Annotated in this window: 11 protein-coding genes; 10 read left to right on the top strand and 1 reads right to left on the bottom strand. The window is 38.8% G+C overall.

Features of this window, described 5'->3' with window-relative positions; translation table 11 throughout:
- Positions 1-49 precede the first annotated feature (49 nt).
- The 10 genes from BBI08_RS16340 to BBI08_RS16300 all read left to right on the top strand — a co-directional run bounded on the left by BBI08_RS16340 (position 50) and on the right by BBI08_RS16300 (position 9,605).
- Positions 50-964, top strand: coding sequence for a fumarylacetoacetate hydrolase family protein (locus BBI08_RS16340; protein WP_237146555.1), 915 nt, complete (start codon positions 50-52; stop codon positions 962-964).
- Positions 965-1,184: 220 nt separating this feature from the next.
- The gene (locus BBI08_RS17460) at positions 1,185-1,394 is read left to right on the top strand and encodes a hypothetical protein (RefSeq protein WP_082226451.1); all 210 of its coding nucleotides are present in this window, start codon (positions 1,185-1,187) and stop codon (positions 1,392-1,394) included.
- A 239-nt stretch (positions 1,395-1,633) separates the two neighbouring features.
- The gene (locus tag BBI08_RS16335; RefSeq protein ID WP_008497562.1) at positions 1,634-2,881 is read left to right on the top strand and encodes a nickel pincer cofactor-dependent isomerase, group 22; all 1,248 of its coding nucleotides are present in this window, start codon (positions 1,634-1,636) and stop codon (positions 2,879-2,881) included.
- 17 nt (positions 2,882-2,898) lie between these two features.
- Positions 2,899-3,858 carry a C-terminal binding protein gene (locus BBI08_RS16330; RefSeq protein WP_065528345.1) on the top strand — a complete coding sequence of 320 codons (960 nt, stop codon included), beginning with the start codon at positions 2,899-2,901 and terminating at the stop codon, positions 3,856-3,858.
- 40 nt (positions 3,859-3,898) lie between these two features.
- Complete coding sequence (gene larE / locus BBI08_RS16325) at positions 3,899-4,732, top strand: ATP-dependent sacrificial sulfur transferase LarE (RefSeq protein ID WP_008497559.1); 834 nt, start codon at positions 3,899-3,901, stop codon at positions 4,730-4,732.
- Between the two features lie 112 nt (positions 4,733-4,844).
- Entirely contained in the window at positions 4,845-5,540 is a 696-nt protein-coding gene (larB, locus tag BBI08_RS16320) for a nickel pincer cofactor biosynthesis protein LarB (protein ID WP_008497558.1), read from the top strand.
- On the top strand, positions 5,521-6,840 hold the full coding sequence (gene larC / locus BBI08_RS16315; RefSeq protein WP_065528344.1) for a nickel pincer cofactor biosynthesis protein LarC: 1,320 nt from the start codon (positions 5,521-5,523) through the stop codon (positions 6,838-6,840). The genes larB and larC overlap by 20 nt, the downstream gene beginning before the upstream one ends.
- A 147-nt stretch (positions 6,841-6,987) precedes the next feature.
- Positions 6,988-8,112, top strand: coding sequence for a UxaA family hydrolase (locus BBI08_RS16310; protein ID WP_008497554.1), 1,125 nt, complete (start codon positions 6,988-6,990; stop codon positions 8,110-8,112).
- 21 nt (positions 8,113-8,133) lie between these two features.
- Positions 8,134-8,451, top strand: a complete 318-nt coding sequence (locus tag BBI08_RS16305) for a UxaA family hydrolase (RefSeq protein WP_040850795.1) — start codon at positions 8,134-8,136, stop codon at positions 8,449-8,451.
- Positions 8,448-9,605 carry a UxaA family hydrolase gene (locus BBI08_RS16300; protein WP_008497552.1) on the top strand — a complete coding sequence of 386 codons (1,158 nt, stop codon included), beginning with the start codon at positions 8,448-8,450 and terminating at the stop codon, positions 9,603-9,605. The genes BBI08_RS16305 and BBI08_RS16300 overlap by 4 nt, the downstream gene beginning before the upstream one ends.
- Before the next feature lie 251 nt (positions 9,606-9,856).
- On the opposite strand, the gene BBI08_RS16295 is transcribed toward BBI08_RS16300, so the two are convergent.
- Positions 9,857-11,848 carry a YjhG/YagF family D-xylonate dehydratase gene (locus BBI08_RS16295; RefSeq protein WP_008497551.1) on the bottom strand — a complete coding sequence of 664 codons (1,992 nt, stop codon included), beginning with the start codon at positions 11,846-11,848 and terminating at the stop codon, positions 9,857-9,859.
- Between the last annotated feature and the right edge of the window lie 124 nt (positions 11,849-11,972).

Here is an 11,972-nt window from a genome sequence, read left to right as displayed (position 1 = left end):
AATTAAAAGGAGATTTCCAAAACTGGAAATCTCCTTTTTAAAAATAGATATGTTTTTAGTGGAATTAGAAGGAGAGAGATTACATATGAAATTTGCTATTTTTGCTACAAAAACGAAGCAGCACCTTGGAGTCGTGCAAGGCGATAAGGTTATAAGTTTGACATTACTTGATGAAAAGAAGTTTCCACCTTGTTTAAAAACATTTATTGAAAATAACAAGAACTTACGCTTACAGGCAGAACAGAAGATAAAACAAAAAGAAAATGAAAGTGCTGTCTTCAGTCTTGCAGAAGTCAATATTCTCCCCCCTATTTCACAGCCGGAAAAAATCATCTGTGTTGGACTAAACTATACTGATCATTGTAAGGAGACAGGCATGGAGCCACCAAAATCTCCTGTTATTTTCTCGAAATACGCTAATGCAATTATCGGAGAAAAAGATTCTATTGAAATCCCAATTAATTCAAGTGAAGTGGATTTTGAAGCAGAACTAGTGGTTGTTATTGGTAAAAAAGCGAAATGTGTAACAGAAGAAGAGGCAAATAATTATGTGTTTGGTTATACAATTATGAATGATATTAGTGCACGTGATCAGCAATTTGCGGATGGTCAATGGTCGCGTGGCAAAACAGCAGATACTTTTGCTCCGATTGGTCCCGTAATTGTTACGTGTGATGAAGTGGATAATCCTCATGAGCTATCGATTTCGCTAAAACTTAACGATGAAATTATGCAAAACTCAAATACAAATAATTTAATTTTCACAGTTCCCCAAATCATTTCATTTTTATCCCAGTCAATGACATTGAAACCAGGCGATTTAATTGCAACAGGTACACCACCGGGTGTTGGGATGGGCAGAAATCCAAAAGTGTGGCTAAAAGATGGAGATAACATAAGTATTAAAATAGAAAAAATTGGTACACTAACAAACTCGGTATGTAACTTGCAAACACTAAAGTAACACAATGAGATGTAAGTGAAAAAATCAAAATTTTGTCGAGTAACTGATATATTATGCAGTTTATTTAATAACGAAAGGTATAAAAATTCGAAATAAAAATTCCTAACAAGAGGGAAGATAGCGTGAAACCAAGAATGTATATCACACATCCAATACTGGAAAAGGTAGAAGTTTATATAGCTGAGTATTGCTAGAATAGGATTTGGAACAATAAAGAACGATTCCTCAAGAAATTCTTCTGGAAGAAGCAAGAGATGTAGAAGGACTAATAATCCAAAACAATGCGGTAACGGAAGAGTTTCTCGCGCAATTGTCTCAATTAAAAATTATCGCTAACATAGGGGTAAGATATGTCTCTTTTGCCCTTAAAGTCATGAGGGAAATTCTGGAAAATTCAGTAATAGAATTTAATGACCTTGTTAGTATGTAGAAATGAATATAATAGTGGTTAATATAAACTAAATAATGGAGTGTTGTGAATATTTTAAAGTAATTGACAACTCTCGGAAGGGAAATCTATAATATCTTTAAGGTCTATTAACAGAACAATGTTTTATAATGTAAAACATTAAGAAATTCGTAATTGCTATTTTAATATTTGATGGATTTGATTTTGCATTTTAAATGTGGAAAACCTTACGATGCAGAAGAGGGAAAAGGGGCAGATGCATGGATATTATCAATCAATTATTGAAAGATACTACACTCCCGAAAATGGTGAAAGTGAAACAAAAATTTTATGCACCTGAATTGAAAGACACAGCAGCAGAAGTAAGAAAAACATTAAATGATACTAATGTGCTACTAGAAATTGAAGCTGGCGATTCGATTGCAGTTGCTGTCGGTAGTCGAGGTGTTGCCGATTTACCAATTTTAGTTCGCGAAACAATCCGAGAGTTAAAACGGGTTGGTGGGAAACCTTTTATTGTGCCGGCAATGGGAAGCCATGGTGGTGCTTCTGCTGAAGGACAAGCTGATGTGCTAAAGCAACTAGGAGTAACCGAAGAAACATGTGGTGCGCCAGTGAGAGCTACTATGGAAGTGGTGAAAATTGGTGAACTACCAAATGGATTACCGGTTTATATAGATCAATATGCATATGAAGCAGATAAAATTGTAGTCATTAATCGAATAAAAGCTCATACTTCTTTCCGAGGCAAAGTAGAAAGTGGATTACTGAAAATGATTACAATCGGTCTTGGTAAACAAAAAGGAGCAGAAGCAGCACATTCTTACAGTTTTAAGTATATGGCTGAACATGTTCCTGAGATGGCTAAAATCACTCTAGCAAAAGCACCGGTTATTTTCGGATTGGCAACACTAGAAAATGCTTACGATCGTCCAGCGAAAGTAGTTGCTGTCGCAGCGAAAAATTTAGAAACAGAGGAACCCGAATTATTGAAAGAAGCAAAAGAATTAATGGCAAAAATTCATTTTGATAAATTTGATGTACTCATAGTAGATGAGCTTGGAAAAGAGATCTCTGGCGATGGTATGGATCCAAATATAACAGGTAAATTTGCTACGCCTTATGCAACAGGGGGGCCTGATATAACCCGTATTGTTGTCCTTGGCTTGACCGAAAAAACTAAAGGTAATGCAAATGGTATCGGCATGGCTGATATGACAACAAAAGCGGTATTTGACGAAATTATTTGGGAAAAAGGATACGCAAATGCTTTGACCAGTACAGTAATTGAAGTCATAAAAGTACCAATGATTCTTGAATCAAAAGAGCTCGCTGTTAAAGCAGCAATTAAAACTTGTAATGCATTTGATTTGAGTAAAGTAAGGTTAGTACAGATTAAGAACACCCTTGATATCGGAGAGATATGGATTTCTGAAAGTATGATTAGCGAAGCAAAAGAAAATCCGAACCTCGAAATTCTAACTGAACTGGAAGAATTGATACTTTAAGGGAGGAGGGAGGATAAGTGAAGTATAAAGTTCTTTTAACGGATTATGAATTTGAAAATTTGAAGTATGAAGAAGAAGTGTTTGCTAAGAGTGGATTAGATATTGAATTCATTAAAGCGCAATGCAAAACAGAAGAAGAAGTGATAAAAGCAGCGGAGTATGCAGATGCAATTCTAAATCAATATGCGCCTCTTTCTCGTCGAGTGATTGAGTCACTTAGGAACACAAAAATTATTTCTCGCTATGGTGTAGGCGTGAATACGATTGATGTAGAAGCAGCAAAGGAAAAAGGCATTATTATTACCAATGTTCCAGACTACGGTATGGAAGAGGTATCTAACCATGCTCTGGCATTACTACTTTCATGGGCGCGTAAAGTCACGCTATTAAATAATGAAGTAAAAAAAGGGAATTGGGATTTCAAAGTTTCTGTGCCAATTCATCGCTTTGATAAGCAGACAGTGGGAGTTCTTGGATTCGGTCGGATTCCAAGAAAGTTTATTGAAAAAGTTAAACCATTAGGCTTTAAATTGGCTGCTTATGATCCATTTGTTTCAGCGGAAGATATGAAAGCTGCAGGTGTTCAAAAAATGGAGCTTGATAAAATTATCCGTGAAGCAGATTACCTGTCTGTTCATGTACCACTTATAAAAGATACTTTCCATTTGTTGAATGGAGAACGGTTTAGTCAAATGAAAAAAACTGCAGTTATTATCAATACAGCAAGAGGGCCAATTATTGATGAAAAAGCACTTGTTGAAGCACTTGAAAAAGGGGTTATTGCCGGTGCTGCACTTGATGTAACGGAAGATGAACCAATTGAAAAAGATAGTCCTTTATTAAATATGAGTAATGTAATTATTACCCCACATAGTGCTTGGTATTCCGAAGAAGCGATGGTTGAATTACGTCAAAAAGCAGCTAACAATATAGTGCAAGTATTAAGTGGCGATGTTTCGCCATATGCTCTGACATAAGTCGGAATTTATGAAGATTTTAAAAAGGGAGGCAAAAATAATGGGAAAATTAAATGAGAAAGACCAGCACCTTGGTAAAATATTAGTAGGTATGAACCGTGTTCTCGTCGCTTTTTCGGGTGGGGTAGACAGTACTTTAGTATTAAAAAGAGCACAACAGGAATTGGGTTCAGAAAATGTTCTTGCCGTTGTAGTTGCATCTGAATTGTTTAGAAGCGAGGAATTTGATGGAGCAGTGCAGCTGGCAGAGCAGCTGGGTATTCAAGTTCTACAGACAGAAATAAGTGAATTGGAAGATGAAAATATTGCTAAAAACACTCCAGATAGTTGGTATTACAGTAAGAAACTTCTGTATAGCCGTTTAAATCAACTTGCTGAAGAGCTAGGTTATAATTTTGTATTAGATGGCATGATTATGGATGATTTAGATGATTTTCGTCCGGGATTAAAAGCAAGAACGGAAGCTGGAGCTCGTAGCGTATTACAAGAAGCTAATTTATATAAAAAAGAAGTTCGTGAACTTTCGCAAAAACTAGAATTACCAGTATGGAATAAACCTGCATCATGTAGTTTAGCATCAAGGATTCCATACGGAACTAAACTAGATAAAGCAAAAATTGAACAAGTTAATGAAGCTGAGAAATTTATTGGTAAATTGGGGTTCCAGATGGTTCGGGTACGATGGCATGATCAATGCGCTCGAATCGAAGTAAATCAGGACGAAATTTCAGATATCTTGAACTATAGAGAACAGATTCAATTGAAATTAGTAGCACTAGGTTTTAATTATGTTTCGATTGATTTAAGTGGTTATCGGACAGGAAGCATGAACGAAGTTCTTTCTGACAGTGAACTTGCTGAAGCAGTCAATTAAAGTGTCGGCATATAAATTGAGCTAGAGAAATAAATCCACGTATAGATTATGATTCGTTTCTCTATACAGATTTATGATTTAAAAATCAAAAAATAAGACAGCAGGTGATGGCATGGAGAATTTTGAAGACTTAGGTTTTAGCAAAGTAGATTATGGCCGTGAAAAACGTCAGGGATTTCCAGAAGTCATCTATGGTGAAGGAAAAACCATAGAGCAAATAGAGCCAATTATGGAGAAGTTAATTGAAAAACATGGAAAAGTAATGGTTACTAGACTCGACAAGGAAAAAGGAGAGTCTTTGGTTTCAACTTTTCCATTAGCACATTACGACTACACAGCACGAATATTACTTTATGGAAAGCCTGAGAACTACTATGGTGGAGAAGTAATGGTCGTATGCGCAGGAACTTCCGACCTTTTTGTAGCGGAAGAAGCCGCAATAACAGCTGAATGGATGGGGTGTAAAGTAAAGCGGTTATATGATGTTGGTGTTGCCGGAATTGATCGGCTTTTAGCCTTTCGAGAAGAAATCACGAATGCCGATGTATTGATTGTCATTGCTGGAATGGAAGGTGCGTTGCCGAGTGTCATCGGTGGTCTGGTACAGCGCCCGGTAATTGCTGTCCCAACTTCAGTTGGGTATGGTGCACATTTGCAGGGAATAACACCTTTACTCGCTATGCTGTCTTCATGTTCTTCTGGTATGAGCGTCGTTAATATCGACAACGGATTTGGTGCTGCTTATCAAGCGGCTCTTATTTTAAAGTTGGTTTCAGAGGGGGTAAATCATGAAATTGTTATATCTTGACTGCCAATCGGGAATTTCTGGGGATATGACGCTTTCTGCATTAATTGACCTCGGTGCAGATATCTCTTATATCAGCGAACATTTAAAAAAACTGCCAATCGATCCATTTTCATTGAATGTAAAGAAAGTGGATAAGAGAGGAATTTCCGCCAAACTGCTGGATCTTCAATTTAGTGATGTAGGAAAAATTGATAATGAGCATAGCCATACGCACAGCAATGAACATAATCACTCTCATTCGCATCAAAATAACCATATACATGAAGCATATGAAGAAATACATAGCCATTCCAATGATCACGTTCATGATGATGGACACCATTCTCATTCTCACAGGAAAGCATCGACGATTCTGCAGATGATTGAGAAAAGCGAGCTTCCGAAACGTGTAAAGGAAAGAAGTTTAGCTGTTTTTCAGATAATTGCTGAAGCAGAAGGGAAAATACACGGTATGGACCCGGAAGAAGTACATTTTCATGAAGTAGGTGCGATGGATTCGATTATCGATGTGATAGGTGTCTGTCTAGCTCTTGAGAGCTTAGATGTAGTTAGAATCATTGCTTCGCCGGTACCAACTGGCTATGGGAAAATAAAAATTGCTCATGGGCTTTATCCAATACCGGCTCCGGCGACAGCTGAAATTTTAAAAGGAGTGCCTTTGGCAGACTTTCATGTTCGAGGAGAATTAACTACTCCTACAGGTGCAGGATTCCTAAAAGCGTTAGCCAATGAATATGGACAATTACCAGCACAGGCAATTGAAAGTATCGGTTACGGAGCAGGAAAAAAAGATTTTGAACACCCGAATGTCTTGAGAGCTGTTCTATTTAATGAAGAAAAAATAGAGCAACGAGAAAAGATCATTATCCTTGAGTGTCATATGGACGATTTCACCGGTGAGTCTCTTGGATATATCATGGAGAAATTATTGACATCTGGCGCGTTGGACGTCTATTTTACTCCAGTCTCAATGAAGAAAAGTAGACCAGGAAATTTGGTTACTGTTTTAACGAAGCCAGAAGAATCATTTTTGCTAGAAGAGATATTATTGCGTGAGACCAGCACTTTTGGTGTCCGGAAGTCTGATTGGACAAGAAGGATTTTATCACGAGAATTAAAGGAAGTTGAAACAATGTACGGTCCTGTAACTGTTAAAGTTGGCATCCTTGACGGAGAGATAATCAAATCCTATCCAGAATACGAAGAAGTAAAAACCCTTGCTTTAAAGCATAAAGTACCTTTAGTTGATGTTTATATAGAAGCTCAGAAAAATGCAAGAGATCAATTACAAATTAAATAATAGAAAAGTATGAACTCAGAAGAGAAAAATTCTATCAATTTTGTCATAATATAGAGTTTTATGTTTATTTAACTGATTATTTGCACTGTTCTGATATCCGAAAGTGGAAAGTTTTGAAATATAAAAATTGCAGAGGGGTGTACAAGGATGGAATATTATTTCGAAGGGTATCCGAGAAGTAATGGAGTTGCAGGAACAAGGAATTACGTAGGAATTGTATCATCTGTTATATGTTCTAGTGCGGTTGTTCGTGAAATTTCGGAAAAAGTTCAGGGTACTGTTCCATTTGTTCATGCTAACGGTTGTGCGCAACTTGGTGATGATTTAGTGCTAACGAAAAATATGTTGGTTGGCGTAGCTTCAAATCCGAATATCCATTCAGCATTGATTGTCGGTTTGGGATGTGAGACGAACCAAGTAAGCGGCTTATTGAAAAATATTCCGAAGATAAAATCAATAAAAGGCATTGGGATCCAGCAACTTGCTGGGGGAGAAAATACAATTCAAAAAGGAATAGATATCACAGAGAAATGGGTTGCAGAAGCAAAAGAACAGCAGAGAGAAAAGCTACCTTTGTCTTCTTTAACAATCGGTGTTTTAGGTGTTGAACTTGATAATGATACCTTGTTAGCTACAGCTCCAATTATCGGTAAAGTTGTGGACAAATGGACTGCTGAAGGTGTAAAAGTAATTGTTGGTATGTCAAAAACTTTGGAGCCTGCAGGTGAGGTTTTAGCCAAGCGGATTTCTGACACAGCAGAATTAGAAGCGTTAGTTAAATCGAGTGAAGGTATGAAGCGGCTTCGCTGGGATGACACAAAAAACGGCTCAACCACATTTAAGGAGTTTACAGTAGAGCAGACACAACTTGCTTTACTAGAATCAAAAATGACAGGTGAAAAAACAATCAATGGCATATTGAATTACGGTGAAGCGCCTGATAAAGATGGGCTCCATTTGATGAAGACATCTAGTAATGTAGTCGAGTCCTTGTCCAAAATGGCTTCTGCTGGCTGTAGTGCAGTAGTGATAGTTAGTAGTAGGGGTGTTCTAACGGGATCTATTGCTTTGCCATGTATAACAATCACATCAGAGAGCGATGAAAATGCATTTGATGAGTTAGTTGACTATACTATTACGAAAAGTGAGTCGACTAACCATGTGGAAAGTATCATGAAAATGATTCAGGAAGTGTGCTCTGGAAAACAGACTAAGCTTGAAGAACTAGATTTGGGTGAATTCTCCATTCCTCATTTAGGCACTACATATTGATAAAGAAAGGAAGTGGCGGAGATGGAGAAAAAATATAATGCCCTAAGGTTGCACGAAACGGATAATGTGGCTGTGGCATTAGAAAACCTGAAAACGGGAGAGAAACTTGTTGTTCAGGGCTTGGATACGGAAATCATACTCCAAATAAATATCCCTTACGGTCATAAAGTTGCAGTGTCGACTATCCTGCAAGATCAAAAAATACTCAAATATGGAGAGTGTATGGGAATAGCTACAGAAGATATACCTGCGGGTAATCATGTCCATGTATCGAATGTACGTGGGTTGAATGAGGAAGACAAAACGGCTGTATTTCTCAAAGGAGGAGTTGTGGGGTGAAAACTTTTAAAGGGTATCGCAGAGCAGACGGTAGCATCGGAGTTAGAAATCACGTTATTATCATAAATGCAGCCGGAGAGTTAGCAAGCTTAACGAAAAAAATTGCTCAAATGGTTCCAGGCGTAATCCCTGTTGTTCATCAAGCTGGACAGTCACACTCTCAAGAGGATGTCGAACAAACCAAAAAGGCTATTATAGGGACAGCTGGTCATGCTAATGTTAGTGCTGCTCTATTCTTGGGAATGGGTCTAGACGATTCGACAAATGAAATTGTTGAAGTTCTTAAGATGAGAGGGCATAGTGTGCATTGCATTCATTTAAATAAAAGTACATTGATTTCAGAAGCCATTAAAGAAAGTAAACTATGGCTTGAGCAAGCTCTGGAGAAGAGCAAAAAAGAGCAGAGAGTAACAGCTGATATCAAAGAATTGATTATTGGACTTGAATGTGGAGGATCGGATGCTTGGTCAGGTATTACGGCAAATCCAGCAATTGGTTCATTCTCAGATGCCATCGTTAAAGATGGAGGTACGAGTATTTTAGCGGAAACAACAGAAGCAGTGGGAACGGAACATATATTGGCAAGACGCGCGATTAATGAGACGGTCGGTCAGAGATTTTTGGATATCGTGAAAAGGTACGAAGAACGCGCAAGAGCGGCTGGGGAGGACATTCGCGTCGCTAATCCTTCGCCAGGTAATAAAACGGGCGGAATAACGACACTGGAAGAAAAATCTTTAGGGTGTATCAAAAAAGGTGGGAATTCTACATTAATGGAAGTTATTGATTATGCTCACCGACCAAAAGAAAAAGGATTTATATTCATGGACACACCAGGGTATGATGTCGAGTCTGTATCAGGGCTGGTTGCAGGGGGGGCACAAATTGTCCTATTTTCTACAGGCAAAGGATCACCAACAGGTTCTCCAATCGCTCCGGTTATCAAAATAGGAACAAACACAAATTTATTTAAGAATATGCCTGAACATATCGATGTAAACACTGGGAAAATCATGGACTCTAATTATTCTATTGAAGATAGTGGAGAAGAAATCTATAGAAAAGTCATCGATGTAGCGAACGGAGAAGTCACTGCCTCAGAAAAGCATAAAAACCAGGAGTTTAGTATCTGGAGGCTGGCTGAAACAATGTAAGAAAGTTTAAGCCCATTTCTATAAAAGAAATGGGCTTTTGTAGGAGCTCAGTATGAAAAGGTCATCGCTTTAAATAGAAGTTTGAATTGAGTAAATGAAACCTTGCGTGAATGACGATGTACAATTCACATTGATAAATATCCCGAATTATAAAGCCCTTAAGAACTCTATTTGAGTTTTTAAGGGCTTTATAGCATATAATGAAAAGTTTATTATTAGTCATCTAACTGGAGGAGTAAATACGTTATTCTTTAATTTTTCACAAGATTTTTTTGAGCCAAAGCTTCCTCTCCGGCTTTTAAAACTTCAATAATTCGATCAACATCATAAACGCTGCCTTTCCATGTTCCACCGCTGACATTCTGCAGCGCAGCCCAAAGGCGTGTGTCATCTGGCAATCCATTAGCCGGTTTGATATCAGGATGCTGTTCGCGTTGTGCAAGAACTTCGGCTCCCTCTTTAGGTGACAGCTCGGTTTCGCTTGTACCTAGGAAGTGAAGATGGCCTTCTAGTTTAAGAGCATCAATCCGGATTTCGATAACATCGCCGTCCCGAAGTTTGCCGATTGGTCCACCAGCTAAGCCTTCGGGTCCGATATGGCCAATACAGGCGCCGGTCGAAACGCCAGAGAATCGGGCGTCGGTTAATAGCGTGACATATTTCCCGTAAGAAAGATGCTTTAGCGCAGAAGTCAGTTGGTATGTCTCTTCCATGCCAGTGCCAAGAGGGCCACAGCCGGAAACGACCATGATGTCGCCTTTTTGAATATCGCCGTTTTTAATAGCAGCAATTGCTTTCCGTTCACTTGAAAATACTTTTGCAATATTTTTATGATAATAAATACCGTTTTCGTCGATTACTTCAGGATCAATTGAAGTCGATTTAATAATGGCACCTTCTGGAGCAATATTACCAATTGGGAAAGTGATTGTCGAACTCATACCACGCGCCTGTGCTTGCTGGGGATTCATAATGACTTCTTCGGGCTGAATGCCGTCAGCTTCGACTAAACGTTCTTTCATCTTAATTCTACGCTCTGATTGTTCCCACCACTCTAGGTTTTCTCCAAGTGTTTTTCCTGTAACCGTCATAACGGTCAAATCAAGTAAGCCTAACTCTCTTAGGTGAAGCATTACTTCTGGAACTCCGCCTGCAAGATAGGCTCGAATAGTTGGGTGATAATCTGGACCATTAGGAAGAACGCTAACAAGTCGAGGCGTTTCTCGGTTTACTTGAATCCAGTCTTGAACAGTAGGGGTGGTAATTTTTGCGGCATGAGCGATAGCTGGGATATGTAATAAAAGGTTTGTCGATCCACCAAATGCAGCATGGACGACCATAGCATTACGAATTGACGCGTCAGTAACGATGTCTTTCGTTGTTATCCCTGTATTTTCCATATGAATAACAGCTCTTGCAGATTGTCTAGCCATCTCCTTCCAAATTTCTTGCCCAGAAGGTGCTAAAGCAGCATGGGGTACTGATAGCCCCATAGCTTCACTGACTACTTGCGCCGTTGCAGCGGTACCGAGAAATTGGCAACCTCCGCCTGAAGTAGCGCATGCTCTACAGCCAAGCTCAGAGGCTTCTTTAAGAGATAATTCGTTATTTGAATAACGTGCCCCAATGGTCTGTATTTTTCCAGCATCTTCACCGAAAAGAGGGGGTAAAGTCACTCCTCCTGGGATGATAACGGTTGGTAAGTCGTGCATTGCAGAGAGTGCGAGCATCATTGCTGGTAGACCTTTATCACAAGTAGCTATACCGATAACGGCTTTTCTTGTAGGTAGTGAGCGAATCAGGCGCCGATAGACGATTGCTGCATCATTTCGGTATGGGAAAGAATCGAACATACCATCTGTACCCTGGGAGCGACCGTCGCAAGGGTCACTTACATAGGCTGCAAATGGCATGCCATTTGCTTTTGTAACCTCGCGAGCGGCTTCTTTCATCAATAAATCAACTTCCCAATGTCCGGTATGGTAGCCGAGTGCAATCGGGTCGCCGTTGCTTTCTTTCATGCCCCCTTGTGTGCTCAGGAGTAGAACTTCTTTACCGAGTAGTTTATTAGGTTTCCAGCCCATTCCGACATTCTGAGATAAACCGAACAAGTCACCACTAGGCGAAGTACGGAGCATTTTGTCTGTTAAAGGTAAACTTCCTTGAGCACCGTGAGCAGTAGTTTTAATTTCATACATATCATTAGTTGGTGTTTGCATTAAATCATCTATCGATAAAATCATTAATATCTCTCCTTTAGTATAAAGCTTCTAAGTATCTTTGTTCCAATTCAATTGTGGATACTATAAGTATATCCCTTTTAAGTTGAAAATTGTGAACTATTTGAATTTTTATGTAGAGATATTG

The sequence above is a fragment of the Planococcus halocryophilus genome (assembly GCF_001687585.2).
Classification (GTDB): domain Bacteria; phylum Bacillota; class Bacilli; order Bacillales_A; family Planococcaceae; genus Planococcus; species Planococcus halocryophilus.
This window is presented reverse-complemented; position numbering and strand designations above follow the sequence as displayed.

Bases quoted from the DNA above. Each gene is read 5' to 3' on its own strand.
- BBI08_RS16340 (WP_237146555.1), top strand. From the start codon at position 50: ATGTTTTTAGTGGAATTAGAAGGAGAGAGATTACATATGAAATTTGCT.
- BBI08_RS16335 (WP_008497562.1), top strand. From the start codon at position 1,634: ATGGATATTATCAATCAATTATTGAAAGATACTACACTCCCGAAAATG.
- larE (WP_008497559.1), top strand. From the start codon at position 3,899: ATGGGAAAATTAAATGAGAAAGACCAGCACCTTGGTAAAATATTAGTA.
- larB (WP_008497558.1), top strand. From the start codon at position 4,845: ATGGAGAATTTTGAAGACTTAGGTTTTAGCAAAGTAGATTATGGCCGT.
- larC (WP_065528344.1), top strand. From the start codon at position 5,521: ATGAAATTGTTATATCTTGACTGCCAATCGGGAATTTCTGGGGATATG.
- BBI08_RS16310 (WP_008497554.1), top strand. From the start codon at position 6,988: ATGGAATATTATTTCGAAGGGTATCCGAGAAGTAATGGAGTTGCAGGA.
- BBI08_RS16305 (WP_040850795.1), top strand. From the start codon at position 8,134: ATGGAGAAAAAATATAATGCCCTAAGGTTGCACGAAACGGATAATGTG.
- BBI08_RS16295 (WP_008497551.1), bottom strand. From the start codon at position 11,848: ATGATTTTATCGATAGATGATTTAATGCAAACACCAACTAATGATATG.